The following is a 26,565-nucleotide window of genomic DNA, read 5'->3' as shown; positions in this document are numbered from 1 at the left end:
CCTTCCCCTTCGCGCGCCCCGAGTGACATCCGGACGCCGCCGCTTCGCGGCCGGCCCGGAGGACGGACTGCAAGAGAGCGATGTATCACGCGATCGTCTTCTTCCCGCTCATCGGCTTCCTGATCGCCGGCCTGTTCGGCCGGTACATTGGGGCGCGGGCCTGTGAGTACATCACCACGTCCTTCCTCGCCTTCACGGCGCTGATCGCCTGGGGCGTGTTCATCGACGGCGGGCCGGCCGAGCGCGTGCAGGTGGCGTCCTGGTTCGCGGCCGGCGACCTCCAGGTCGACTGGGCCTTCAAGGTCGACACCCTGACCCGGGTGATGCTGGTCGTCGTGACCACCGTCTCGACTCTCGTGCACCTCTACTCCGTGGGCTACATGGAGGAGGATCCGCACCGGCCGCGCTTCTTCGCCTACCTGTCGCTGTTCACCTTCGCCATGCTGATGCTGGTGACCGCCGACAACCTCGTCCAGATGTTCTTCGGCTGGGAGGGCGTGGGCCTCGCCTCGTACCTGCTGATCGGCTTCTGGTACGAGAAGCCCTCGGCCAACGCCGCCGCCATGAAGGCGTTCATCGTCAACCGCGTCGGCGATTTCGGCTTCTCGCTCGGCATCTTCCTGGTCTTCGTGCTGACCGGCTCGGTGGCGTTCGACGCCGTCTTCGGCAAGGTCGATGCGATCAAGACGCTGAGCTTCCACCTCCTCGGCTACGACTGGAACGCCCTGACACTGGCCTGCCTGCTGCTGTTCATGGGCGCCATGGGCAAGTCGGCGCAGTTCCTGCTGCACACGTGGCTGCCCGACGCCATGGAGGGCCCGACCCCGGTCTCGGCGCTGATCCACGCCGCCACGATGGTCACCGCCGGCGTGTTCATGGTCGCCCGCCTGTCGCCGCTCTTCGAGGAGGCGCCGAACGCGCTGATCGTCGTGACGGTGATCGGCGGCATCACGTCCCTGTTCGCGGCCACGATCGGCCTCGTGCAGAACGACATCAAGCGGGTGATCGCCTACTCGACCTGCTCGCAGCTCGGCTACATGTTCGTGGCGCTCGGCGTCGGCGCCTACGCGGCCGGCGTGTTCCACCTGTTCACCCACGCCTTCTTCAAGGCGCTGCTGTTCCTCGGCGCCGGCTCGGTCATCCACGCGATGCACCACGAGCAGGACATGCGGAACATGGGCGGCCTGCGCCGCTACATCCCCTACACCAGCGCCATGATGGCGATCGGTTCGCTCGCGCTGATCGGCTTCCCCTACACGGCCGGCTACTACTCGAAGGACGCGATCATCGAGGCGGCCTACGCCTCGACCCGCCCCGGGCACACACTCGCCTTCCTGTGCACCGTGGTGGCGGCGTTCTTCACCTCGTTCTACTCCTGGCGCCTGTTCTTCATGACCTTCGAGGGCCCGGCCCGCTGGGGCGCCCACGCCGCCCACGATCAGCACCACGCGCCCGCGGTCGCCCACGCGACTACGGCCCACGCGACCATGGCCCACGAGGCCGACGGCGCGCCCGGGCACACCGAGGGCGTCGCCCACGACGACAAGGGCCACGACATCGAGCCGGCCCACAAGAGCGACCTCGTCGCCGACGACCACCACGGGCACGGCCACCACGGCGACCACACGCCCCACGAGAGCCCGCTGGTGATGACGATCCCGCTCGCGGTGCTCGCCTTCGGCGCGCTGTTCGCCGGGATCATCTTCCACAACCGCTTCATCGGCGCGGGGATGGAGGCGTTCTGGGGTCACGCCCTTGCCCACGGCCCGAACAACCACATCATGCACGAGATCCACGACGTCCCGGCGCTGGTCTCGTACGCGCCGCTGATCATGCTGATCCTCGGCTTCGTCGTGGCCTACTGGATGTACATCCGCCGGCCGGAACTGCCGGGCGCGCTCGCCGCGCAGCAGCCGTCGCTGTACCGGTTCCTGCTCAACAAGTGGTACTTCGACGAGATCTACGACCGGATCTTCGTCCGCCCGGCCAAGGATTTCGGCCTGTTCCTCTGGAAGCAGGGCGACGGCCGGATTATCGACGGCCTCGGGCCGAACGGGATCGCGGCGCGCGTCGTGGACGTGACCCGCGGGGTGGTCCGTCTCCAGACCGGCTACGTCTACCACTACGCCTTCGTCATGCTCATCGGCGTCGCCGGCCTGATCAGCTGGTACCTGATGTCCGGCCTGCCCAAGGGTGCACACTGACATGCTCGGCCTCGGCATCCTCTCCGGCCTGCTGATCGTGCCGCTCTGCGGCGCGGCCTTCATCCTGACGCTGAACGGCGACGAGGAATCGGTCGCGCGCAACAGCCGCTGGGCCGCGCTCGCCACCACGATCGTCACCTTCCTGCTCTCCCTGGTGGCGTGGAGCCGCTACGACACCGCCTCGTCGAGCTTCCAGCTCGTGGAGAGTCACGCGTGGCTCACCGAGACGATCCGGTTCAAGCTCGGCGTCGACGGCTTCTCGATGCCGCTGATCCTGCTGACCACGTTCCTGATGCCGTTCTGCATCGGCGCCTCGTGGCACTCGATCCACTTCCGGGTGAAGGAGTACTTCGTCGCCTTCCTCGTCCTCGAGACGACGATGATCGGTGTCTTCGCCGCCCTCGATCTGGTGCTGTTCTACCTGTTCTTCGAGGCCGGCCTGATCCCGATGTTCCTGATCATCGGCATCTGGGGCGGCGCGCGCCGGGTCTACGCCAGCTTCAAGTTCTTCCTCTACACCCTGCTCGGCTCGGTGCTGATGCTGCTCGCCGTGATGGCGATGTACTGGCAGGCCGGCACCACCGACATCCCGACGCTGCTGCAGTACCGCTTCCCGGTGCAGATGCAGACCTGGCTGTGGCTCGCCTTCTTCGCCTCCTTCGCGGTGAAGATGCCGATGTGGCCGGTCCACACCTGGCTGCCCGACGCCCACGTGGAGGCGCCCACCGCCGGCTCGGTGATCCTGGCGGGCATCCTCCTGAAGATGGGCGGCTACGGCTTCATCCGGATCTCGCTGCCGATGCTGCCGGTGGCGAGCCACGACTTCGCGCCCTTCGTGTTCGCGCTGTCGGTGATCGCGATCATCTTCACGTCGCTCACCGCCATGATGCAGACCGACATCAAGAAGCTGATCGCCTACTCGTCGGTGGCCCATATGGGCTTCGTGACGCTGGGCCTGTTCACCCTGAACGAGCAGGGCATCCAGGGCGCGCTGTTCCTGATGATCTCCCACGGCATCGTGTCGGGGGCGCTCTTCCTCTGCGTCGGCGTCGTCTACGACCGGATGCACACCCGCGAGATCGCGGCCTATGGCGGCCTCGTGAAGCGGATGCCGCTCTACGCCGTGGCCATGATGGTGTTCACGATGGCCAATGTCGGCCTGCCGGGCACCTCGGGCTTCGTCGGCGAGTTCCTGGCCATGCTCGGCGCCTTCAAGGCGAACCCGAACGTGGCGTTCTTCTCGACCTTCGGCATCATCCTGTCGGCGGCCTACGCCCTGTGGCTCTACGCCCGGGTGATCTACGGGAAGCTGGAGAAGCCGAATCTCCAGGGCATCCTGGATCTAGACACCCGCGAGAAGATCATCCTGGCGCCGCTAGTCGTCCTGACGATCTACTACGGCGTTCACCCGGCCCCCGTGCTCGACGTGTTCGCGCCCTCGACCGACGCGCTGATGGCGAGCATCAAGACCGCGCTCTCGAACACCCAGACGGCCGCCGCGGCGCTGCCGATCCCGCGCTGAGGCGGACACCATGACAACCGTCCACTCCGTCCTGCCCTCGCTGGCGCCGCTCATGCCCGAGCTGATCCTCGGCGTCGGCGTCATGGGCCTGATCCTCTACGGCGCGTGGCGCGGCGACCGCTCCGCCGAGACCGTGAGCATCGGCGCCCTCGCCCTGCTCCTCGTCGCCCTGTCGGTGGTGATCTCGCAGCCGGTGCACGGCCGGGTCACGACCCTGTCGGGCGCGTTCGTGTCCGATTCCTTCGCCAAGGTGATGAAGTCGCTGGTGCTGCTCGGATCCGCGGCGACGATCCTGCTGGCGCACGACTTCTTCAAGCGCGAGCGCATCGACCGGTTCGAGTTCCCGGTGCTGATCGTGCTCTGCACCATCGGCATGATGGTCATGGTCTCGGCCAACGACCTGATCGCGCTCTACCTGGGCCTGGAGCTGCAGTCGCTCGCCGCCTACGTGATCGCCGCCTTCCACCGCGACGACGTGAAGTCCACCGAGGCCGGCCTCAAGTACTTCGTGCTCGGCGCGCTCTCCTCCGGCATGCTGCTCTACGGCGCCTCGCTGGTCTACGGCTTCACCGGCACCGTCTCGTTCCCCGGCATCGTCTCGGCGCTCAACGAGAATGCCGGGTTCGGCATCGTGCTGGGCATCGTGTTCCTGGCGGCCGGCGTGTGCTTCAAGCTGGCGGCCGTGCCGTTCCACATGTGGACGCCCGACGTCTACGAGGGCTCGCCGACCCCGGTGACGGCCTTCTTCGCCTCGGCGCCCAAGATGGCCGCCGTGGCGATGACCGTGCGGGTCTTCATCGGCGCGATGCCGGACGTGACGGCGATCTGGCAGCAGATCTTCATCTTCGTCTCGATCGCGTCGATGGCGCTCGGCTCGTTCGCGGCGATCGGGCAGACCTCGATCAAGCGCCTGATGGCCTACTCGTCGATCGGCAATATCGGCTACGCGCTGATCGGCCTGGCCTCCGGCTCGGAGGAGGGGATCAGCGGGCTCGTCACCTACATGATCATCTACCTCGCGATGACGCTCGGCACCTTCGCGATCATCCTGTCGCTCCGGCGCCGGGACGTGATGTTCGAGAAGATCGAGGACCTGTCGGGCCTGTCGCGGACCCATCCGTGGCTCGCCTTCTGCCTCGCCGCGATGATGTTCTCGCTGGCCGGCATCCCGCCGCTCGCCGGGTTCTTCGCGAAGTTCTACGTCTTCGCCGCCGCCATCAAGGCGGGTCTCGTGACGCTGGCGGTGATCGGCGTGGTGACCAGCGTGGTGGGCGCCTACTACTACCTGCGCGTCGTGCGGATCATGTACTTCGACGAGCCGAAGGAGCCGTACGAGGCGATGGCCCCGGGCCTGCGCATCGTGCTCGCCCTGTCGAGCGTCGTGGTGGTGCTGTTCTTCCTGCTGCCCGGGCCGCTGGTCGGCGCCGCCGGCCGGGCCGCGAAGTCGCTGTTCTAGGACGGCCTTGACCTACCGACTCGGGCCCTCGGCGCGCGCCGAGGGCCACCGCCTGCACGTCCACGACACCCTCGGCTCCACCAACACGGAGGCCGTGGCGCGCGCGCGCGCCGGCGAGACAGGCCCGCTCTGGGTGGTGACGCACCGCCAGGAGGCGGGCCGCGGTCGGCGGGGCAACAGCTGGTCCTCGCTCCCCGGCAACCTCGCGGCGAGCGTGCTCTGGCCAGTCGCCGGGGTCGCGCCGGACCACCTCGCCGAGTTGGGCTTCGTGGCCGGCCTCGCCCTGATCGAGGCGCTGGAGGCGGCCTGCGGCACCCTGCCGGATACCGGATCCGGCGCCGGGGCCCGATCTTTTCAGCTCAAATGGCCGAACGACGTGCTGCTCGGCGGGGCGAAGCTCGCCGGCCTGCTCCTGGAGGCGGAGACGCTCCCGGGCGGGCGGCGCGCCGCGGTCATCGGCTTCGGCGTGAACGTCGCGGCGGCGCCGGAGGGTCTCGGGGCCGCGAGCCTGGCGGCGGCGGGTTACGCGTGCGGCGCCGAGGCGCTACTGGAACATCTCTCGGACCGGGTGGCCGCGCGGGCGCGCGCCTGGGACCGGGGACGGAATTTCGCTGACCTGCGCGCGGCCTGGCTCGCGCGGGCCGCGGGTCTCGGATCGGAGATCGCGGTGCACAGCGGCGGTCACATCCTGCGGGGCGTGTTCGAGACGATCGACGAGGGGGGGCGGCTCGTGATCCTCGCCCCCGACGGGAACCGGCATACCGTGACGGCGGGCGAGGTGCATTTCGGATCGGCCGCGACGGCGGCCTGAGTTTGGACGACGACAGATGGTAAAGGGACAGGAGGAGCTGGTCTTCCTGCCGCTCGGCGGCGTGGGCGAGATCGGGATGAACGCGGCGCTCTACGGGTTCGGCCCGGAGAAGGGCCGGAAGTGGATCATGGTCGATTGCGGCATGGGCTTCGCCGGCGAGGAGCAGATGCCGGGCGTCGACCTGATGTTCCCCGACCTCTCCTTCATCGAGGAGCGGCGCAAGGACCTGCTGGGGATCTTCATCACCCACGCGCACGAGGACCATATCGGGGCAATCTCCGAGCTGTGGCCCCGGCTGAAGGCGCCGGTCTACGCGACCCGCTTCGCCAAGAACCTGCTGGAGACCCGGCGCCTGTCCGAGCCCGGCGCCCCGAAGGTCGAGCTGCGGGAGGTGAAGCCCGGGCGGCGCGTGACCGTCGGGCCGTTCGAGCTCGAGTACGTGCCGGTCTCGCACTCCATCCCGGAATCGAACGCCATCGCCATCCGCACCGCGGCGGGCCTCGTCCTCCACACCGGCGACTGGAAGATCGACCCGACCCCGGTGGCCGGCTCGGTGACGTCGCCGGAGGCGTTCACGGCGCTCGGGGACGAGGGCGTCCTCGCCATCGTCTGCGACTCGACCAACGTCGTGCGCGAGGGCTTCTCGCCGAGCGAGAAGACCGTCGCCGAGACGCTGAAGACGCTGATCGCGGACGCGCCGCACCGGGTCGCCGTGACGACCTTCGCGTCCAACGTGGCGCGCATCCGCGCGGTCGCCGAGGCCGCCGCCGCCTGCGGGCGTGAGGTCATCGCGGTCGGCCGCGCCATGGACCGGGTGATCGACGTGGCCCGCGAGTGCGGCTACCTCGACGGCCTGCCCGAGTTCCGCCGCTCCGATTCGTGGAAGAGCCTGCCGCGGGAGCGCGTCGTCGCGCTGCTCACCGGCTCACAGGGCGAGCCGCGGGCGGCGCTCGCCCGCGTCTCCCGCCGCGACCACCCGGATATCAGCCTCACCGCCGGTGACCAGGTGATCTTCTCCTCGCGCGCCATCCCGGGCAACGAGCGCGATGTCGGCTCGATCATCAACGACCTGATCGAGCAGGGCGTCGAGGTGATCACCGACCGCACCGACCTCGTCCACGTCTCCGGCCACCCGCGCCGGGACGAGATGGTCGAGATGTACCGGTGGACCCGCCCGGGCACCGCGATCCCGGTCCACGGCGAGGCCCTGCACCTCGACGAGCACGCCCGCTTCGCGCGGGCGCAGGGCGTGCAGAACGTGGTCAAGGCCCGCAACGGCAGCCTGATCCGCCTGAGCCCCGGCAAGCCCGAGGTGATCGACCACGTGAAGGCCGGCCGCCTGTTCAAGGACGGCGACGTCCTGATCGACGAGAAGGACCGGGCGATCCCGGAGCGGCGCAAGCTGATGCAGGCCGGCCTGGTCTCGGTGGCGATCGCTATCGACGAGGACGGCGTCGTGCTCGGCGAGCCGGCGGTGGACATCATCGGCCTGCCGAACCGCGGCCGGTCCGGCGAGCCGCTGATCGAGACCGTGGTGGACGCGGTCTCCCGCACCCTGTCGGGGATGTCGCGGGGCAAGCTCAAGGACTCGGAGAGCGTCGAGAAGACGGTCGACCGGGCGGTGCGCACCGCGGTCAACGAGGTGTGGGGCAAGAAGCCGGCCTGCCACGTGCAGGTGGTGGAGGTGTGAAGCTGGCTGCCGATAGCGGTTGGCTGTAATCTAGACGGAGCCGAAGCAGCCGATCATCCGATCGGCTGCCGGACAGGGCCCGGGTTCCCTCTCGCGCACGGGAGAGGGACAGGGTGAGGGGGACAGGTTCTGCCGGAGAGGGCTCGTCCCTCACCCCAACCCTCTGCCGCACGGGAGAGGGGGCCGGTCGCGTCCGCGCGTACGGGCGGAGCCTTCCCCGCGAACGAACGAAGCTCCCGGACAGGGGGCCAGAACGCCGGGGAGGAAACATCATGATCGGCCGTCTCAACCACGTGGCCATCGCCGTGCAGGATCTCGACGCCGCCTGCGCGGTCTACCGCGACACGCTGGGCGCGACGATCACCGCGCCCCTGCCGCAGCCCGAGCACGGCGTCACCGTCGTGTTCGTCGAGCTGCCGAACAGCAAGATCGAGCTGATGTCCCCCCTGGGCGAGGGCTCGCCGATCGAGTCCTTCGTGGCCCGCAATCCGGGCGGCGGCATCCACCACGTCTGCTACGAGGTCGACGACATCCTGGCCGCGCGTGACCAGCTCAAGGCGCAGGGCGCCCGGGTGCTCGGCACCGGCGAGCCGCGGATCGGCGCGCACGGCAAGCCGGTCCTGTTCCTTCACCCCAAGGACTTCCTCGGCACCCTGGTCGAGCTGGAGCAGGTGTGAGCCGGATGATGAACGCGCTGGCCCGCTCGACGCCGGTGACCCTGGCGGCGATCACCGTCCTGATCGCCGCCTTCGTGGCGGCGGCGGTGAGCCTGTTCAAGCTGACGGTGGGCGGGGCGATCGCCCTCTATTTCGTGGTCTGGTGGACGCTGCTCTTCGCGGTCCTGCCCCTGCGGAACCAGCCGGAGACGCGGCCCAGCCACGTAGTTCCGGGCCAGGATCCCGGCGCGCCGGCGGCGCCGCGACTGCGCGAGAAGGCGATCTGGACGACGCTGGTCGCGGGCGCCGCCTTCCTGATCGCCCTGGCGGTGTTCCCGCTGACTGGACTGTAGGACGGCTCTGAGCGGCGATCCGGGAGACGCCCCGCGTCGGGTCACGGCCCGGGAAACCAGATGGGCGCGGGCCCTCCCGGTGGTCCGACACGGCCGCGCCGACTGGACCCAAGAATAAAAAAAGCAAGGCCCGAGGCCTTGCTTTCAAGCTTCACTGGCTCGACCTAGAAATATCCCTCGCATTGGCTGCGGGGCGGTCGCTTTTCCTCCCGAGACTCGGACCTTGCGCCACCTCTTCCGGGCGTCGCAAACATCGCCGGACGCTTATAGGAACAACAATTCGTGTTGTCACCGGGTCTGCGAGAAAAATCTGCGCTTTCTTGCCGGCAAATGGGCATACCGCTTTCCGCCTAGGCAGCGGCCTCAGCGCGGCCGGGTCGCCGCCTCCGGTTCGCCGCGATTACGCCCCGCCGTGGTCGCGCAGTGCTTGTAATTTGCGTCTCCGGCGTGTTGTGTGCCGGCGCGCCGCGGCTCCTCCCGGCCGATCCTCTTCCAAGACTCTGACGACATGCGTCTCTCCCGCTATTTCATGCCGACCTTGCGCGAGACGCCCAAGGAAGCCGAGATTGTCTCGCACCGGCTGATGCTGCGCGCCGGCCTAGTCCGCCAGGAGGCCGCCGGCATCTACGCCTGGTTGCCGCTGGGCCTGCGGGTTCTGGAGCGCGTCTGCGCGGTGATCCGGCGGGAGCAGGACCGGTCCGGCGCCGTCGAGATCCTGATGCCGACGGTGCAGTCCGCCGAGCTGTGGCGGGAATCCGGCCGCTACGACGCCTACGGCAAGGAGATGCTGCGCCTGAAGGACCGGCACGACCGCGAGATGCTCTACGGCCCCACCGCCGAGGAGATGGTCACCGAGATCTTCCGGGCGAGCGTGCGCTCCTACAAGGACCTGCCCAAGAATCTCTACCAGATCTCGTGGAAGTTCCGCGACGAGGTGCGGCCGCGCTTCGGCACGATGCGCTCCCGCGAGTTCCTGATGAAGGACGCCTACTCGTTCGACTTCGACCAGGCCGGGGCGCGCCACGCCTACAACCGGATGTTCGTGGCGTACCTGCGGACCTTCGCGGGCCTCGGCCTGAAGGCGATCCCGATGCGCGCCGACACCGGCCCGATCGGCGGTGACCTGTCCCACGAGTTCATCATCCTGGCCAAGACCGGCGAGAGCGAGGTCTTCTGCGACAAGGCCTATCTCGACTTCGACATCCCGCCGGCGACCGTCGATTTCGACGACGTCGCCGCCCTCCAGGGCATCGTCGATGCCTGGACCTCGCACTACGCGGCCACCGAGGAGATGCACGAGCCGGCGGCCTTCGCGGAGGTCCCGGAGGACAACCGCATGGCGGCCCGCGGCATCGAGGTCGGGCACATCTTCTACTTCGGCACCAAGTATTCCGAGCCGATGGACGCCAAGGTCGCCGGTCCGGACGGGATCGAGCGGCCGGTCCATATGGGCTCCTACGGCATCGGGCCGAGCCGGCTGGTCGCCGCCATCGTCGAGGCCAGCCACGACGAGGCCGGGATCATCTGGCCGGACTCGGTGGCGCCGTTCGACGTCGCGCTGATCAACCTCAAGGTCGGGGACGCGGCCACCGACGCCGCCTGCGCGCAGATCCAGTCCGACCTCGAGACCGCCGGCCTGTCGGTGCTCTACGACGACCGCGACGAGCGCCCCGGCGCGAAGTTCGCCACCGCCGACCTGATCGGCCTGCCCTGGCAGGTGATCGTCGGGCCCAAGGGCCTGGCGGAGGGCAAGGTCGAGCTGAAGCGGCGTGCCGGCGGCGAGCGCGAGAGCCTCGCGACCGTCGATCTGCTGGCACGCATCCGGCGCGTCTGAGGCGTGCCGATGGCCGCCTCAGCGAAGCTGGACCGGGTTCGGACCTTCGCGGCCTCGTTCGCGGCCTCGTTCCGCCAGGGCACCGCGCCCTTCGCGCCGTTCGAGTGGATCCTCGCCGGCCGCTACCTGCGCGCCCGGCGCCGGGGCGGCGGCGTCTCGGTGGTGGCGTTCTTCTCGGTGCTCGGCATCGCGCTCGGCGTCGCCACGCTGATCATCGTCCTGTCGGTGATGAACGGCTTCCGCGCGGAACTGCTGTCGAAGATCGTCGGCATCAACGGCCACCTGTTCGCGACGCCCATCGACCGGCCATTCAACGACTGGACCGACCTGTCGGACCGGCTGTCGAAGGTGGCGGGCGTGCGCGCCGCGGTGCCGCTGGTTGAGGGCCAGGCCTTCGCCTCGTCGCAGTACGGCGGCTCGGGGGTCATCATCCGCGGCGTGCGGGCGGCCGACCTCGACGCGCTGGCGGCCGTGTCCTCGGCGATCCGCGGCGGCACCCTCGAAGGTTTCGACGACGGCACCGGCGTGCTGATCGGGCGGCGGCTCGCCGACACGCTGGGCCTGCAGGCCGGCGACACGATCACGCTGGTCACGCCCAAGGGCTCGTCGACGCCCTTCGGGACGGCGCCGCGCACCAAGAGCTACACGGTCAAGGCGGTGTTCGAGGTCGGGATGACCGAGTTCGACCAGACCTTCGTGTTCATGCCGCTGGCGGAGGCCCAGGCGTTCTTCAACAAGGACGGCGACGTGAGCATGATCGAGATCTACGTCGACGATCCCGACCATGTCGGCGACATGCGCGAGCCCCTGGAGATGGCGGCCGAACGCCCGATCCTGCTCACCGACTGGCGCCAGCGCAACCGGACCTTCTTCGGGGCCCTGGAGGTCGAGCGGAACGTCATGTTCCTGATCCTCAGCCTGATCGTCGTGGTGGCGACCCTCAACATCGTCTCCGGCCTGATCCTGCTGGTGCGCGACAAGTCGAGCGACATCGCGATCCTGCGCACCATGGGGGCGACGCCGGGCACGATCATGCGGGTGTTCCTGATCAACGGCGCGCTGATCGGCGTCGTCGGGACGCTCAGCGGGCTCGGCCTCGGCATCCTGATCACCCTCAACATCAAGCCGATCCAGCACGTGCTGTTTCCGGGCGCCTGGGACCCGACCGTGCGCTTCCTCGCCGAGATCCCGGCGCAGATGAACCCGAAGGAGATCACCGCCGTGGTGATCACCTCCCTGCTGCTGTCGCTCGCGGCGACGCTGTATCCCTCCTGGCGCGCCGCCCGGCTCGATCCGGTGCAGGCCCTCCGCTACGGCTGACGGGCCGCATCCGATGAGCGATTCGAGCCAGACCGCCGGCGACCAGCCGGTGCCGGCGCTGTTCTTCTCCCGCGTCGAGCGGCGCTACGCCCAGGCCGAGGGTGCCCTCGAGATCCTGCGCGGGGCCGACCTCGCGATCTGGCCGGGGGAGTTGGTCGCGCTGGTGGCGCCGTCGGGAGCCGGCAAGTCGACCCTGCTGCACCTCGCCGGCCTCTTGGAGCGGCCGGACGGGGGCGAGATCTATATCGGCGGTCAGCCCACGGCCGCGATGGCGGATTCCGAGCGCACGCGCCTGCGGCGCGAGGAGATGGGTTTCGTCTACCAGTTCCACCACCTCCTGCCGGAGTTCTCGGCGCTGGAGAACGTGGTGATGCCCCAGCTCATCCGCGGCCTGAAGGCCCCGGAGGCGAAGGCCCGCGCCACGGAACTCCTGAGCTTCCTCGGCCTCAAGGAGCGGCTGCCGCACCGTCCGGCGGAGCTGTCGGGAGGTGAGCAGCAGCGCGTCGCCATCGCCCGGGCGGTGGCCAACGGCCCGCGGCTGCTGCTCGCCGACGAGCCGACCGGCAACCTCGATCCCGGGACGGCGGGCCACGTCTTCTCGATCCTGATGGCCCTGGTCCGCGCCTCGGGGCTCGCCGCCCTGGTCGCGACCCACAACCTGGAATTGGCCGCCCGCATGGATCGGCGGGTCACTATCCGGGACGGGCTGATCACGCAGCTCGACTGAGCGGGCCACCCGCTGAGTAGATCTCCCGTGTGCCGGCGCGGCGACGGCACGCGCGGCGGCGCGCCCCTTACACGCCGCGCCGCGGCAGCTTCGATCAACCACAGGGCGCATCGCTCCCGGCCCGCGACGCCAGCCGGCCCGCAGACCTCCGGGCCCCGCAAGTGCACGCGCTCTTTAATCCGTCGCGCCGCGTGCGACGCGTCACGTCGCGGAAGACACCGGGCCCCTATCTTGTGATCACGCAAGACAAAACAGAGCCGAACAACCGGCCTGTACTGCGTTATCTCTGGAGCCTGACCATGAAGACCCGTATCGCCGCAGCCGTCACCGCACTTGTCCTTGGCGTTGCCCCGATCTCGTCCGCTCTGGCGGCGAACGGCGCCCGCTGGACGGGCCTCGCTCCCTACGAGGTCGAGACCACGGGCTCGCTCGGACTGGGGGTCCACGACAATCCCAACTACGTCGGCTGCCCGCTGAGCTCGGCCGCCGAGGGCAACGCCGACCAGCAGACCCGGCCGGTGAAGCAGTACGGCCAGACCTCCGGCGGCTACCGCTGCTGAGCCGACGCGAGGACGGATGAAGCTCAAGGCTCTCTCCTACGTCATGATCGGCGCCTTCGTGAGCGGCCTGCTCATGACGTTCGTCGGTTCGGCCACCGCGCTGCTCGGGCAGTAATCGAAAGGGCGCCGCTTCCGTCGGAGGGGGCGCCCCCCCGCGTTCGGGCAGCCGGCGGGTCAGGACGCGCGGGACGGGCCGGGACCGGACTCGGCGGCCGTCAGCCGCTCGACGTAGTCGCAGGCGTCGAGGACGGCGTCGCGGCCATTGGCCATCCGCGCCCGGGCCGCCGCGCAGGCCCGCGTCACCGCGGGGTCGGCGAGCAGCCGGCCGAGGACCCGCGCCGCCCGCGCGGGCCGGAAGGCGCGGCGGCTCAGGGTGGCGCCGAGATCCCGATCCTTCAGCCGCCGCCCCTCGTCGAAATGGTCGAAGGCCACGGGCACCACCAGCTGCGGGACGCCCGCGGCCAGCGCCTGCGCCACCGTGCCGACGCCGCCGTGGTGGACCAGCGCCGCGCTGCGCGGCAGCAGGGCGCTCAGGGGGGCGTAGGGCAGGTGGATGATCCCGGCCGGCAGCGGCTTCGGGATCTGCCCCCCCTGCGGGGCGAGCAGGACGCCGCGCCGGCCCATGCGCCGGCACAGCCGCACCGCGGTGTCGAAGAAGCCGGCGCCCTGGCGCATGGCCGAGCCGTAGGTGAACACGATCGGCGGGTCGCCCGCCTCGAGGAACGCTTCCAGCTCCGGCGGCATGGACGCCACGTCGCCGAACCGGTCGACCAGCGGGAAGCCGAGCTGCACCGCCTGGCCCGGCCAGTCGGCCTGCGGCTCCGCGTACCAGTCGGGGAACATCAGGAGCATGCCGGTCGGGCTGTTCCACCAGTGCCGCAGCCGGTAGACCGGATCGAGGCCGAGACGCGCCCGCAGGGCGTTCAGCGGCGGGAGAGTGAACGGGCCGACCGCCACCTTGTCGACGCCGAGATTCACGTAGGCCCGCAGGGCGGCCGGCAGGACGCGCGGCAGCGGCAGGCCCGGCAGGCGCGGCGGATCGTACCGGCTCTCGATCAGGAACGGCATGACGTGCAGCGTCGCGGTCGGCAGATCGTAGAGGTCCTGCGCGAGCCGCGCCCCCCAGCCCAGCGGCGAGGCGACCACCCGCAGGTCGATCCCCCGGGCGCGGGTCGCGCCGAGCCACAGGCAGGCCGGCTCGGCCACCCGCAGGGCGTAGTCGAACATCGGGCGGAACCCCTGCTGCGGGTGCCACAGATCCGGCTGGCGGATCACCGCCTCGTAATCGGCGACCGTGCCCAGGGGCTGGAAGGCGAGGCCGGCCCGGCGGGCCATCGCCTCGAACGGGGCCGGGGCCGCCAGCGAGACGCCGTGGCCGCGCTTCAGGAGCTCGTGCCCCAGCGCGATGAACGGAAGCACATCGCCGTGTGTGCCGACGGCCACGAGGGCGACGTCGAACCGTTCGACCGTCCGGTGCTCGGGAATGGCTTGCTCCTTCGAACTCCCCAGCCGGTGACGAGCTCGTCTCGAAGGCGGGGGCATGCCAGCCCGCCCGATCCGCATCAAGACACTTTTTACCCTGTCGAAGAAACGGGGCCGCCCTGTGACCCGCAGACCCTTCCAATAGAACAAAACATGAACATACTAGGGCCGGAACACAGGAGGCAGGTCGATGCTGAAGCGGGTGATCCTGACCGGAATGGTCGAGTTCATGGCGTTCGGGATGCTGTTCGCGGCGGTGGGCGCCTGGGCGATAGCCTTGGCACCGGTTCGTTAGCCGGATTTTTCCGAAGACTGCCCGGTTCCGTCCGCGGACGGGTTATGCACAGGCGATCGCCCCGTAGGCGTCGATTGTCCACAGGGCTGGGCCGAACTGGTGCTTCCGGGGCACGACCGGTGGATATCGTCCGCCGGCGGCGCGGCGCACGTCGACTTGAGGCCGGCGAGCGGGGATGCTGCCCGACCCCGGAACAAGGTCGGCCATGCCACGCCAGCTCAAGGAGGTCGGATTCGTCCACCTCCACGTCCACTCGTCCTATTCCCTGCTCGAAGGGGCGCTGAAGGTCGGCTCCCTGATCAAGGCGGCGGTCGCCGACAGGCAGCCGGCCCTGGCCCTGACCGACACCAACAACCTGTTCGGCGCGCTGGAATTCTCCGAGAAGGCGGCCGGGGAGGGCGTCCAGCCGATCGCCGGCGTGCAGCTCTCGGTGGCGTTCGAGGCCGCGGACCCGCACCAGCGTCAGGCGCCGACCAGCCACGGCATCGTGCTCCTCGCCCAGGACGAGACCGGCTACGCCAACCTGCTGCGGCTGGCGAGCCGCGCCTATTTCGACACGGCCCTCGGCGAGGCGCCGCGCCTCGATGCCGGAGCGCTCGCGGGCGCCTCCGAGGGGCTGATCGCGCTCACCGGCGGGATGGCGGGCCCCCTCGACGCGGCCTTCCGGGCGGGCCGGCCGGAGCTTGCCCTCAACCGCCTGAAGCGCCTGAAGGAGACGTTCGGCGAGGACCGGCTCTACGTGGAGCTCCAGCGCCACGGCCAGTCCGAGGAGGCGCGGATCGAGACCGCGCTCCTCGACCTCGCCGGCCGCCACGGGCTCGGGATCGTGGCGACGAACGAGCCCTACTTCGCCAAGCCCGACGACTACGACGCCCACGACGCGCTGCTCGCCATCGCGGAGGGCCGCCTCGTCTCGGACGAGCGCCGCCGCCGCCTGACGCCGAGCCACGCCTTCAAGACTCGGGCCGAGATGGCCGAGCTGTTCCGCGACCTGCCGGACGCGCTCCAGGCGACGGTCGAGATCGCCATGCGCTGCGCCGTCCGTGCGCGGACCCGCAAGCCGATCCTGCCGAATTTCGGCGCCGTGGCGGCCGGCGAGACGCCGCCCATGGCGGAGGCCCTGGCGGAGGCGTCCGACGCGGGCGCGCGGGCGGTCTCGGCCGACGAGCCGACCGAGCTGCGCCGGCAGGCCGAGGCCGGGCTGGAGCTGCGCCTGAAGCAGCACGGCACGGCGCCGGGCTTCTCCGAGGAGGATTACCGCAAGCGCCTCGCGTTCGAGCTCGACGTCATCGTCAAGATGAAGTTCCCGGGCTACTTCCTGATCGTCTCCGACTTCATCAAGTGGGCCAAGGACCACGACATCCCGGTCGGTCCGGGCCGCGGCTCGGGCGCCGGCTCGCTGGTGGCGTGGTCGCTGCTCATCACCGACCTCGACCCGCTCCGCTTCGGCCTGCTGTTCGAGCGCTTCCTCAACCCCGAGCGCGTCTCGATGCCGGATTTCGACATCGACTTCTGCGTCGAAGGCCGCGAGCGGGTGATCCGCTACGTGCAGCAGCGGTACGGCGAGGGGCAGGTCGGGCAGATCATCACCTTCGGCACGCTGCTCGCCCGCGGCGTGCTGCGCGACGTCGGCCGCGTCCTGGAGATGCCCTACGGGCAGGTCGACAAGCTGACCAAGCTCGTGCCGCAGAACCCCGCCAACCCGGTGACGCTCGCCCAGGCCATCGAGGGCGAGCCCAAGCTCCAGCAGGCCATGGAGGAGGAGCCGATCGTCGGCCGCCTCATCGACATCTCCAAGAAGCTCGAAGGCCTGCACCGGCACGCCTCGACCCACGCCGCCGGCGTGGTGATCGGCGACCGGCCGCTCGAGGAGCTGGTCCCGCTCTACCGGGACCCGAAGACCGGCATGCGGGTCACCCAGTTCAACATGAAGTGGGTCGAGCAGGCGGGGCTGGTGAAGTTCGACTTCCTGGGCCTCAAGACCCTGACGATGCTGCGGTGCTGCACCGATCTGCTGAAGCAGCGCGGCATCGACATCGACCTCGCCTCGCTGCCGCTCGACGACCCGAACACCTACGGGCCGATGGGCCGGGGCGAGACGGTCGGCGTGTTCCAAGTGGAATCGGCCGGCATGCGCAAGGCGCTCTGCGAGATGCAGGCCGACCGGCTGGAGGACATCATCGCCCTGGTGGCGCTCTACCGGCCGGGCCCGATGGCCAACATCCCGGTCTACTGCGAGCGCAAGCTCGGCCGCGACGCCGGCAACGAGGCGTCCTGGTACCCGGATCCGAAGCTGGAGCCGATGCTGAAGGAGACCTTCGGCATCATCGTCTACCAGGAACAGGTGATGGAGATCGCCAAGGTGCTCGCCGGCTACTCGCTCGGCGAGGCCGACATGCTCCGGCGCGCCATGGGCAAGAAGATCCGCGCCGAGATGGACGCGCAGCGCGACCGGTTCCTCAAGGGCTGCACCGAGCGCGGCCTGACCAAGGCCAAGGCCAACGAGATCTTCGACCTGCTCGCCAAGTTCGCCGATTACGGCTTCAACAAGAGCCACGCGGCGGCCTACGCGCTGCTGACCTACCAGACCGCCTACCTGAAGGCGAACTTCCCGGTCGAGTTCCTGGCCGCCGCCATGACCCTCGACATCGACAACACCGACAAGCTGGCCGAATTCCGCCAGGACGCGCAGCGCCTGAAGATCACGGTCGAGCCGCCCTCGATCAACACCTCCGGCGAGGTGTTCGCGGTGCGCGACGGCAAGATCTTCTACGCGCTGGCCGCCATCAAGGGCGTCGGCCGCGAGGCGGTGCGGGCGCTGGTGGAGGCCCGCGGCGACCGGCCGTTCAAGGACCTCGCCTGCCTCGCCCGCCGGCTGAACCCGCGGATGATCAACAAGCGGACCCTGGAGAGCCTCGTCCAGGCCGGGGCGCTCGACTGCATCGAGCCCGACCGGGCGCGCGCCTTCGCGGCGGTGGAGCCGATGATGAAGCTCGCCGCCAGCGCGGCGGAGGCGGAATCGGCCGGCGTCACCGACATGTTCGGCGGCGTGGTGGCGGACGACGTGTCCCTGCGGATCCCGCCGCACGAGATCTGGCCGATGGCCGACACGCTCAAGCGCGAGTACGCGGCGATCGGCTTCTTCATCTCGGGCCATCCGCTCGACGAGTACGGCGACCTCTTGGACAAGCTGCGGGTGCAGAGCTGGACGGATTTCTGCCGCGCCGTGCGGGCCGGGACGTCGAGCGTCGGCCGCGTGGCGGCCTCGGTGCTCGACCGGGCGGAGCGGCGGACCAAGACCGGCAACAAGATGGGCATCGTCACCCTGTCGGACCGGACCGCGCATTTCGAGGCGATCATCTTCTCCGAGGGGCTCGGCCAGTACCGCGACATCCTGGAACCGGGCCGACCGCTGGTTCTGCAGCTCCAGGCGAACCTGGAGGGGGAGGACGTGCGCGCCCGCATCCTCACCGCGGAACCCCTCGACCAGGCGGTCGCCCGCCACCAGAAGGGCATCCGCATCCATCTGAGCGACCCGCGCGGCGTCGCGCCCGTGCAGCAGCGCCTGTCGATGCGGGGCGAGAGCGAGGTCTCGCTGATCCTCAAGCTCGACGGCGGCGAGCGCGAGGTGGAGATCCGGCTGCCGGGCAAGTTCCAGGCGAGCCCGGCGCTCGCCGGCCAGCTCCGGACCGTGCCCGGGGTGGTGCAGGTGGAGGTGAGCTGAGGGGCGGCTGATACCAAGCGCCCGTGGGTTCGGTCGGCCCGCGCCGTCTTCGCGAGCGGAGCGAAGCGATCCAGGGACGCGCCACGCTCGATGAGGGCGCGCGACACGGGGTTGCTTCGCTCCGCTCGCAAGGACGGGTGGGCTTTTGTGAGTTCTGTCGCCGGGAATTGTAGGTGCGTGCCCGTCGAGGCCCTCAGCTCGCCGCCGTCCCGCTGGCCGCCAGCACCACCGCCCGGCTCCCCACCGGCACGCGGGCGTACAGGTCGATGATGTCCTGGTTCAGGAACCGCACGCAGCCCGACGACACCATCGTGCCGATGGTCTGCGGCTCCGTGGTGCCGTGCAGGCGGTAGAGCGTGTCGCCACCGTCCCGATAGAGGTAGAGCGCCCGCGGACCGAGCGGATTGCCGGCCCCGCCGGGCAGGCCGCCGGCATAGGGCCCGTAGCGCTCGGGCTCCCGCTTGATCATGGCCTGGGTCGGCGTCCAGCGCGGCCATTCGGCCTTGCGGGCGATGACGGCCGCGCCTCGGAAGTTGAACGCCTCATCGCGACCGACGCCCACGCCGTAGCGGATGGCGCGCCCGCCCTCGCGCACGAGGTAGGCGTAGCGCGCCGAAGGATCGACCACGATCGTGCCCGGCGGCTCGGCCGTGGCGTAGGCCACCTCCCGGCGCAGGAAGCGCGGGTCTATCGCGGACAGGTCCACCGCCGGCACGGGGAAGGGCTCGCCGTCGAGCGCGGCGTAGAGGGCCGTGTAGGCCGGGTCGACGGGCGGGCGCAGCGCGGCGACGGGGCGCGGCTCGCGGGTGACGCAGCCGGCGACGAGCAGGGGCGTGCCGGCGAGCAGGCTGCGGCGGGTCGGAAACATCGATGCTGCGCTCCAAGGTCTGGCGACGACGCACAGAACCGCCACGCGGCCGCCCCGTCCATCGGCTATGGGGTGATCGCACCCATAACCGGATGGCATCCATGGATCTGACGCTGGCCCTGCGCGCGTTCCTCCGGACCGTCGAGCGCGGCTCGATGACCGCGGCCGCACGCGACCTCGCGGTGTCGCAGCCGGCGATCAGCAAGCATCTGCGCAATCTGGAGGCCCAGGTCGGCGCGCGGCTCCTCGAACGGTCCGCGCGGCTGGTGCGTCCGACCCAGCAGGGCCAGCGGCTCTACGCGGCCTGTCAGCCCGCGCTCGCCACGATCGACGCCGCCCTGGAAGATGCCCGCACCGAGGCCGGCCGCATCGAAGGCCGGCTGCGGCTGCACGCGCCCGCCTGCATCGGGGCGGCCCATCTGCACCGGATCGTGGCGGCGTTCCAGGCCGAGAATCCACGGGTCACGGTCGATCTCGTGCTGGACAACCGGCTGATCGACCTCGTCTACGAGGATTACGACGTCGCGCTCCGCTACGGCCGGCCCCACGGGCAGGACGTCGTGACGCGGCGGCTCGGCTGGGTGCGCCGAATCCTGGTCGCCGCCCCGGCATACTTGGCGCGGGCCGGCGGCATCGACGCGCCCGGGCAGATCGCCGACCGGGCCCTCGTGACGACCACGTCGGCCCTGGACGACCGGAACACGCTCGTGCTCCAGCACGGCCGCGAGACGCTGAGCCTCGCCGTCCGCCCGGCCCTGCGGACCAACAGCGCGGAGGTGCTGTTGGCCGAACTGCGCGCGGGACGGTACATGGGCCCGGTCCAGCACCTGCTGGTCGCCGAGGACTTGGCGGCCGGCCACCTCGTCCGCGTCCTGCCCGCGTACGAGGTGCGCTCGACGGACGCCTATCTGGTCTACCCTTCGGTCCGCCACATGCGCCCGGTCGTCCGCGCGTTCACCGACTTCGCCGTGCCGCGCATCCGCGCCATCGAGGGGATCAGGCACGCCGGTTGACCGGCTCCGGTGCGCTGCGGCCGCGACGAACGGGCCGGGGTGGCCGACCGCCGCGATCGCGACCCTAGAACGGCGCCGCGAGGCAGCCGCTCAGGGCGCCCTTCAGCGCGGCGGCATCGGCCTCCGCCACCGTGAACGTGGCCGTCAGGGTCGGGTCCTCGCCGCGCGGGCTCGCCTGCGTCCAGGTCAGCTTCGTCCCGGGCTGGACGAGGGCCAGGGCGACCCCGCGCAGCGGATCCTCGCCGCGGCGCGCGCCCGCCACCGTCAGCGTGAAGCCCGCATCGGCCCCGGTCGCGGCGCCGCGGACCGGCATGCGCACGGAGCGCACGCTGCCGGCGCTGGAGACCAGGAGGCCGGTCAGGGGCTTCTCGCTGTCGGCCCCTTCGAGGCCGGCGAAATCGAAGCGCGGCGCCAGCTCGGCGAAGCGCGGCACGGTCAGCGCCGCCGACAGGCCGGTGCCGCCCGGATCGCAGGCGACGTGCAGGGTCGCCGGCCGCTGGTCCGCCGCGAGGGTCGCGGTGCCGCTCAAGTCCGCGCTGCCGCCGGGCGCCCGGGCGCTGCCGGCGAGCAGGGGGGTCCGGCCGGTCAGGATGTCGGACAGGCTGTCGCCGCGGCTCAGCGGCCCGGCAAGCAGAGCAACGGCGGCGATGACGACCACCGCCAGGGCCACGCCGATCCGGAGCCGCATCCCATCCTCCGCTTGTGGACATCACGGGCCGGCGGCATAGACGATCGCGGCCGCATCGCAACCCTCCGTTCACCACGTCCGCAGGGAATCGGCCGCCGACGCGCCCGCGTGCACTGCAGCAACTCGGTAAAAACCGATCGTTCCTATGCACCGACGCTCAACCTTGAGCGTCGCCATGCGCACGAAGATCCTGCTCGTCCTCACCCTCCTCGTCTACGTCACCACCGGCCGCGCCCCCGGCATCCGGGAGCCGCGCAACCCGGACGCGGAGCACGGCGGCGGGCGCCTGGTGGTCGCCACCAAGCGGGCCTGGATCTGAACCGCTGCCCGGTCGACGCGACCGTCCTCGCGAGCACGGCTGCACCGACGCGCTCGACAGGAGACGGTCTCACGCCCCGGGCGCGCAGGCCCTGAGGCGCGCGGCCACGAGGGCCTGGAGGCTCCAGAGGTGGCGGTCGCGGATGCCGAGGCGCTCGCAGGCCTCCACGGTCCGGAACAGGTATTCGGCGCTCGGCCCTTTGTGGCCGCAGGCCGCGGCGATCTTCTCGGCGATCTCGGAATCCGAGAGGCGTCCGGCGTAGCGGTCGCTGGCGCGGTTCGCCAGGAAGGTCAGGGCCGGGACGGTCCCGGCCTCGGTGGCGACCGGCAGCCAGCGGGCGACGTAGCCGCGGCCGCGCATCTCGCGGCGCCAGACCGGCATCAGCGCCTCGCGGATCTCCATGCCGGGCAGGCGGAAGGCCACGCCCCGGCACAGGCCGCCGCGGTCCAGCGCCAGGACGAAGCCCGGCCGTTCCGGCGTGCCGCGGAACCGCCGCTGGAGTAGGCAGAAGCGGCGGTGGAAGCCGCGCACCGTCCCGATCCGGCGCTCGGCCACCGGGAATTCCGGGTTCCACATCAGCGAGCCGTAGGCGAAGACCCAGAGGTCGCTGCCCTCGCGCCCGGCGACGATCGCGTCGAGCCCCGGGCGCAACTCGGCGTCCGACAGAACCTCGAGCGCGCTCGGGTCGTCGGGGATCGGGACGGAATGGGCGCGGGCGATCAGGTCGAGGCTGAGGTCGAGGGTGCGGACGGACGCGGCGGGCATGGGCCCTCAACGCCCGGGCCTCACGGCTTGTTGCCCAGCGCGTCGAGTTCGGGAAAGGGCCGGGTGCGGTGTCCGGTGCAGACCTCGTCGTCGTCGAGCACCGTGAGCCGGTCGTTGTCGTAGCGCAGCGCCACCCTCGGGCGCTCGGGCTTGCCGAAGGTCCGGCCGTACATCCGGCCCGACACGCAGTAGATCACCCCGCCCCCCTCGGCGATCGGCCCGGCGATCCGGCTGCCCGCGAACCGCACCGGCAGCAGCGAGACCGCGCCGAAATCGACCTGCCTCAGCGCCAGGGCGGCGATCCGCCGGAGGAGGGCCGGGGAGGGGTCGGCCTCGGCGGCGGGCTTCGGTGCGCGCGGCGCGGCCTGCGCGCCGGCGGCGAGGAGGACCAGCAGGGCGGCGAGGGCGGCGCGGAGCGGCATCGGTCATCGCTACCCGGCCAAGGTTGCCCGAGGCTGGGACCGCGCGGGGCAGCGCCGGCGGCCGCGGCCCCCTATATGAGAGACAGGCGCGAAGCGCGCCTCTCACCCGATCTCTCACACGAAGACGCGACGTTCGATGCAGTGGACCGACGACGCCCTGGTGCTCGGCCTGCGCCGGCACGGGGAGACCGGCGTCATCCTCGAGGCCATGACCGAGGCCCACGGGCGCCATCTCGGCCTCGTGCACGGTGGGCGCTCGCGCCGGATGCAGCCCGTGCTGCAGGCCGGGAACCGGGTCCGCGTGACGTGGCGGGCGCGCCTCGACGAGGGTCTCGGCGCCTACGCGGTCGAGCCCCTGGACTCGCAGGTCTCGCGGCTGATCGGGTCGAGCCTCGCCCTCTACGGCATGAACCACATGGCCGCGCTGCTGCGGCTGCTCCCTGAGCGCGACCCGCATCCGGCGCTCTACGAGGCGGCGGGGATCCTGGTCGAGCACCTCGACGACCCCGCCATCGCCCCGCCCCTGATGGTGCGGTTCGAGCTGGCGATCCTGTCGGAACTCGGCTTCGGCCTCGACCTCACCGCCTGCGCGGCCACCGGCGGCAACGACGCCCTGGCCTACGTGTCGCCGAAGAGCGGCCGGGCGGTCAGCGCCTCGGCCGGCGAGCCCTACCGGGACCGTCTCCTGGCGCTCCCGACCTTCCTGCACGCGGGCGGATCCCCGGGTCCCGACGGCGTTGCCCAAGGGTTTACCTTGACGGGGTACTTCCTCGACCGGCACGTCTGGGGCCCCCGCGGCCTCGGGCCGCCCGAGGAGCGGGCGCGATTCGTTGCGCTCGGCCGCGAGGCCGGGTAATGTTCGTGTTCTGTTCTTGATACCCCGTCGTCGTTCCGGGTGCCGAAGGCGCGCCCGGAATCCAGAACCACCGTCCGCGCGCACGCGCGGGACGTCGGCGGCTCTGGATTCCGGGCCCCGCTGCGCGGCCCCGGAATGACGGCGCGCGGTGAAGACGTTGTAGTGAGGAGCCGACATGGGCCAGCCCTTCGAGCCGCCGTCCGGCGACGGGATCGAGAGCGTCGAGCTGAAATCCGCGCTGGAGGAGCGCTACCTCGCCTACGCGCTCTCCACGATCATGCACCGGGCCCTGCCGGATGCCCGCGACGGGCTGAAGCCCGTGCACCGGCGCATCCTGTACGGGATGCGGCTGCTGCGCCTCGACCCGACCACCGCGCACAAGAAGTGCGCCAAGATCGTCGGCGACGTGATGGGCGATTTCCACCCCCACGGCGATCAGGCGATCTACGACGCGCTGGTGCGGCTCTCCCAGGATTTCGCCCAGCGCTACCCGCTGGTCGACGGCCAGGGCAACTTCGGCAACATCGACGGCGATGGTCCCGCGGCCTACCGCTACACCGAGGCGCGGCTCACCGAGGTCGCGCGCCTCCTGCTCGACGGGATCGACGAGGACACGGTCGACTTCCGCCCGTCCTACAACGGCGAGAAGGAGGAGCCGATCGTCCTGCCGGCGGCCTTCCCGAACCTGCTCGCCAACGGCAGCCAGGGTATCGCGGTCGGCATGGCGACCTCGATCCCGCCGCACAACGCCGCCGAGCTGTGCGACGCGGCGCTCTACCTGATCAACCATCCCGAGGCGACCTCGGGGCAGCTCGCCAAGTTCGTCCAGGGCCCGGACTTCCCGACCGGCGGCATCCTCGTCGATTCGGCCGAGTCGATCGCCGAGGCCTACCGGACCGGGCGGGGCGCCTTCCGGGTCCGCGCCCGCTGGGCCAAGGAGGATCTCGGCCGCGGCACCTGGAACATCGTCGTCACCGAGATCCCCTACGGCATCCCGAAGGGCCGGCTCATCGAGAAGATGGCCGAGCTGCTGCAGGAGAAGAAGCTGCCGCTGCTCGCCGACGTGCGCGACGAGTCGGCCGAGGACGTGCGCGTGGTGCTGGAGCCGCGCTCGCGCACGGTCGACCCGGTGATCCTGATGGAATCGCTGTTCCGGCTCACGGAACTCGAGACCCGCATCCCGCTCAACCTCAACGTCCTGGTCGGCGGCCTCGTGCCGAAGGTGATCGGGCTCGCCGAGTGCCTGCGCGAGTGGGTCGACCACCGCCGCGTGGTGCTGCAGCGCCGCTCGCGCTACCGCCTCGGCCAGATCGACCGGCGCCTCGAGATCCTGGGCGGCCTGCTCATCGTCTACCTCGACCTCGACGAGGTGATCCGCATCATCCGCGAGGAGGACGAGCCGAAGGCCGCCCTCATGGCCCGGTTCGAGCTGACCGAGCTCCAGGCCAACGCGATCCTCGACACCCGCCTGCGCTCCTTACGCAAGCTGGAGGAGATGGAGCTGAAGCGCGAGTTCGAGGCGCTGACCGCCGAGAAGGCCGAGATCGACGCCCTGCTCGCCTCCGAGCCGGCGCAGTGGAAGGCGATCCAGGCGCAGATCCGCGCGGTGAAGAAGACCTTCGGGCCCGAGACCAAGCTGGGCAAGCGCCGCACGACGCTGGCGAGCCCGCCGGATGTCGGCGGCATCGACTTCACGGCGGCCCTGGTCGAGCGCGAGCCGATCACCGTGATCGTCTCGACCAAGGGCTGGATCCGGGCGCTCAAGGGCCACGTCGCCGATCTCTCGGGCGTCGCGTTCAAGGGCGACGACACCCTGAAGATCGCCTTCCCGACCGAGACGACCCAGAAGATCCTGCTGCTCGCCACCAACGGCAAGGTGTTCACGCTCGAGGCCTCGAAGCTGCCGGGTGGCCGCGGCTTCGGCGACCCGGTCCGGCTGATGGCCGACCTCGACGACGGCACCGAGATCGTGGCGGCGCTGCCGTACCGGCCGGAGACCAAGCTGCTGATCGCCGGCTCGGACGGACGCGGCTTCGTGGCGCCCGCCGACGCGCTCGTGGCCAACACCCGCAAGGGCAAGAGCGTGCTCGGCCTCGACGGCGACGCCACGGCCGCCGTGCTGGTGCCGGCCGACGGCGATCACGTGGCGGTGGTGAACACCGAGAAGCTGCTGCTGGTCTTCCCGGTCTCCGAGGTGGCGGAGCTCGCCCGCGGCAAGGGGGTCCGGCTGCAGCGCTGCCGCAGCGGGACGCTGCTCGACGCGCACGTGTTCAAGCTCGCCGACGGCCTGCCCTGGCAGGACGGCTCGGCCGAGGGCCGGCTCGCGAACGCGTCGGTGCTGGAGAAGTGGCTCGGCCACCGCGCCGAGGTCGGGCTGATGATGGCGCGCAGCTTCCCGAAATTCGAGCGGTTCGGACGGTGAGGAGCCGCGGAGGGTGAAGGATTCCCGACCCACCACCTCATCCTGAGATGCCGGAGAGGAGTCGCCTCGGGGGAGACCTCCGATCAGCCGCGCAATCCCTGGAGCCCGCCTTCGAGGCGGCTCCGCCGCCCCTCGAGATGCGGGCGCGATTGGGAGTGTCTGGAACGGTTCCCGCGGTGCGGAGGCCCAGTCCTCAATGCGCCCGCTGGGCGAGCCAGAGCGCACCGAAGGCTAGCACGCCGCCGCCGATCGGAACCGCGAGCAGGAGAAGAAGCTGAGCTGTCGTCATGGGCGAAGGTTCCGCAATGCGCGCCTCACAGCCCAATGTATGGCGCCACTCATGATCCAGCAAACCACCATGGCGATGAGCACGGGCGCGAAGTGCGGACGATCCGACAGGGCAGTCGAGATGAACGGCGCGAAACCGCCGACGGCGAAGATCGCGACCGCGAGGCCGTTGGCGTAGGTGGCCGTGAACTTGATCCGCTCGTTCGCAACAAGCGTGTCGCGCGCTTCGCTGTCCGCTTCCGACATCGAACCTGAGCCCCCCGGCCGGCCGCAAGCTTAGCCGATATCGG

Annotated in this window: 22 protein-coding genes; 16 read left to right on the top strand and 6 right to left on the bottom strand. The window is 70.5% G+C overall.

All coding sequences use genetic code 11. The features are described 5' to 3' along the window. Positions 1-80: 80 nt before the first annotated feature. The 11 genes from nuoL (at position 81) to BMY19_RS16145 (ending at position 13,133) form a co-directional block, all read left to right on the top strand. Complete coding sequence (gene nuoL, locus BMY19_RS16195) at positions 81-2,204, top strand: NADH-quinone oxidoreductase subunit L (protein ID WP_100252284.1); 2,124 nt, start codon at positions 81-83, stop codon at positions 2,202-2,204. A gap of 1 nt (position 2,205) precedes the next feature. Next, entirely contained in the window at positions 2,206-3,726 is a 1,521-nt protein-coding gene (locus tag BMY19_RS16190) for an NADH-quinone oxidoreductase subunit M (protein ID WP_100252283.1), read from the top strand. 10 nt (positions 3,727-3,736) lie between these two features. Next, the gene (gene nuoN, locus BMY19_RS16185; protein ID WP_020092244.1) at positions 3,737-5,182 is read left to right on the top strand and encodes an NADH-quinone oxidoreductase subunit NuoN; all 1,446 of its coding nucleotides are present in this window, start codon (positions 3,737-3,739) and stop codon (positions 5,180-5,182) included. A 7-nt stretch (positions 5,183-5,189) separates the two neighbouring features. After that, positions 5,190-5,993, top strand: a complete 804-nt coding sequence (locus tag BMY19_RS16180; RefSeq protein ID WP_091680288.1) for a biotin--[acetyl-CoA-carboxylase] ligase — start codon at positions 5,190-5,192, stop codon at positions 5,991-5,993. Between the two features lie 16 nt (positions 5,994-6,009). Further along, on the top strand, positions 6,010-7,683 hold the full coding sequence (locus BMY19_RS16175) for a ribonuclease J (protein ID WP_012319023.1): 1,674 nt from the start codon (positions 6,010-6,012) through the stop codon (positions 7,681-7,683). A gap of 272 nt (positions 7,684-7,955) precedes the next feature. Continuing rightward, entirely contained in the window at positions 7,956-8,360 is a 405-nt protein-coding gene (mce, locus tag BMY19_RS16170) for a methylmalonyl-CoA epimerase (protein ID WP_020092246.1), read from the top strand. A gap of 5 nt (positions 8,361-8,365) precedes the next feature. Next, entirely contained in the window at positions 8,366-8,692 is a 327-nt protein-coding gene (locus BMY19_RS16165) for a DUF1467 family protein (protein ID WP_020092247.1), read from the top strand. Positions 8,693-9,200: 508 nt separating this feature from the next. After that, positions 9,201-10,526, top strand: coding sequence for a proline--tRNA ligase (proS, locus tag BMY19_RS16160; protein ID WP_100252282.1), 1,326 nt, complete (start codon positions 9,201-9,203; stop codon positions 10,524-10,526). A 9-nt stretch (positions 10,527-10,535) separates the two neighbouring features. After that, positions 10,536-11,846: a lipoprotein-releasing ABC transporter permease subunit gene (locus BMY19_RS16155; RefSeq protein WP_091925833.1), complete on the top strand. Its 1,311-nt coding sequence runs from the start codon at positions 10,536-10,538 to the stop codon at positions 11,844-11,846. Between the two features lie 13 nt (positions 11,847-11,859). Continuing rightward, positions 11,860-12,573 carry an ABC transporter ATP-binding protein gene (locus tag BMY19_RS16150; protein ID WP_020092250.1) on the top strand — a complete coding sequence of 238 codons (714 nt, stop codon included), beginning with the start codon at positions 11,860-11,862 and terminating at the stop codon, positions 12,571-12,573. Positions 12,574-12,872: 299 nt separating this feature from the next. Then, complete coding sequence (locus tag BMY19_RS16145) at positions 12,873-13,133, top strand: hypothetical protein (protein ID WP_020092251.1); 261 nt, start codon at positions 12,873-12,875, stop codon at positions 13,131-13,133. A gap of 174 nt (positions 13,134-13,307) precedes the next feature. Here BMY19_RS16145 and BMY19_RS16140 read toward each other — a convergent pair whose 3' ends face one another. Beyond that, a complete protein-coding gene (locus BMY19_RS16140) occupies positions 13,308-14,576 on the bottom strand; it encodes a glycosyltransferase (protein ID WP_100252281.1) in 1,269 nt (422 codons plus the stop codon). Between the two features lie 539 nt (positions 14,577-15,115). On the opposite strand from BMY19_RS16140, the gene dnaE reads away from it, so the two are divergent. Then, the gene (gene dnaE, locus BMY19_RS16135; RefSeq protein ID WP_100252280.1) at positions 15,116-18,634 is read left to right on the top strand and encodes a DNA polymerase III subunit alpha; all 3,519 of its coding nucleotides are present in this window, start codon (positions 15,116-15,118) and stop codon (positions 18,632-18,634) included. Between the two features lie 193 nt (positions 18,635-18,827). Here the strand turns inward: dnaE and BMY19_RS16130 are convergent, their stop codons facing one another. Then, complete coding sequence (locus tag BMY19_RS16130; protein ID WP_020092256.1) at positions 18,828-19,502, bottom strand: L,D-transpeptidase; 675 nt, start codon at positions 19,500-19,502, stop codon at positions 18,828-18,830. A gap of 101 nt (positions 19,503-19,603) precedes the next feature. Here BMY19_RS16130 and BMY19_RS16125 point away from each other — a divergent pair, with 101 nt between their 5' ends. Continuing rightward, the gene (locus tag BMY19_RS16125; protein ID WP_100252279.1) at positions 19,604-20,515 is read left to right on the top strand and encodes a LysR family transcriptional regulator; all 912 of its coding nucleotides are present in this window, start codon (positions 19,604-19,606) and stop codon (positions 20,513-20,515) included. A 64-nt stretch (positions 20,516-20,579) separates the two neighbouring features. On the opposite strand, the gene BMY19_RS16120 is transcribed toward BMY19_RS16125, so the two are convergent. Then, positions 20,580-21,203 carry a hypothetical protein gene (locus BMY19_RS16120; RefSeq protein WP_020092258.1) on the bottom strand — a complete coding sequence of 208 codons (624 nt, stop codon included), beginning with the start codon at positions 21,201-21,203 and terminating at the stop codon, positions 20,580-20,582. 175 nt (positions 21,204-21,378) lie between these two features. Between BMY19_RS16120 and BMY19_RS30920 the strand changes: the two genes are divergently transcribed. Then, positions 21,379-21,522: a hypothetical protein gene (locus tag BMY19_RS30920; RefSeq protein WP_020092259.1), complete on the top strand. Its 144-nt coding sequence runs from the start codon at positions 21,379-21,381 to the stop codon at positions 21,520-21,522. Positions 21,523-21,591: 69 nt separating this feature from the next. Here BMY19_RS30920 and BMY19_RS16115 read toward each other — a convergent pair whose 3' ends face one another. Then, positions 21,592-22,287: a gamma-glutamylcyclotransferase gene (locus BMY19_RS16115; protein ID WP_100252278.1), complete on the bottom strand. Its 696-nt coding sequence runs from the start codon at positions 22,285-22,287 to the stop codon at positions 21,592-21,594. A 20-nt stretch (positions 22,288-22,307) separates the two neighbouring features. After that, the gene (locus BMY19_RS16110; protein WP_100252277.1) at positions 22,308-22,709 is read right to left on the bottom strand and encodes a hypothetical protein; all 402 of its coding nucleotides are present in this window, start codon (positions 22,707-22,709) and stop codon (positions 22,308-22,310) included. Positions 22,710-22,845: 136 nt separating this feature from the next. Here BMY19_RS16110 and recO point away from each other — a divergent pair, with 136 nt between their 5' ends. Then, complete coding sequence (gene recO, locus BMY19_RS16105; protein WP_100252276.1) at positions 22,846-23,565, top strand: DNA repair protein RecO; 720 nt, start codon at positions 22,846-22,848, stop codon at positions 23,563-23,565. Positions 23,566-23,740: 175 nt separating this feature from the next. Further along, complete coding sequence (gene parC / locus BMY19_RS16100) at positions 23,741-25,987, top strand: DNA topoisomerase IV subunit A (protein ID WP_020092263.1); 2,247 nt, start codon at positions 23,741-23,743, stop codon at positions 25,985-25,987. A gap of 285 nt (positions 25,988-26,272) precedes the next feature. Here parC and BMY19_RS16095 read toward each other — a convergent pair whose 3' ends face one another. Then, positions 26,273-26,521, bottom strand: a complete 249-nt coding sequence (locus BMY19_RS16095; RefSeq protein WP_020092265.1) for a hypothetical protein — start codon at positions 26,519-26,521, stop codon at positions 26,273-26,275. Between the last annotated feature and the right edge of the window lie 44 nt (positions 26,522-26,565).

Origin of the sequence: Methylobacterium sp. UNC300MFChir4.1 (genome assembly GCF_900110155.1) — a bacterium.
In the GTDB taxonomy this organism is placed as follows: Bacteria; Pseudomonadota; Alphaproteobacteria; order Rhizobiales; family Beijerinckiaceae; genus Methylobacterium.
Note: the sequence above shows the minus strand (reverse complement) of the source record. Positions and strands in the feature narration are given on the sequence as shown.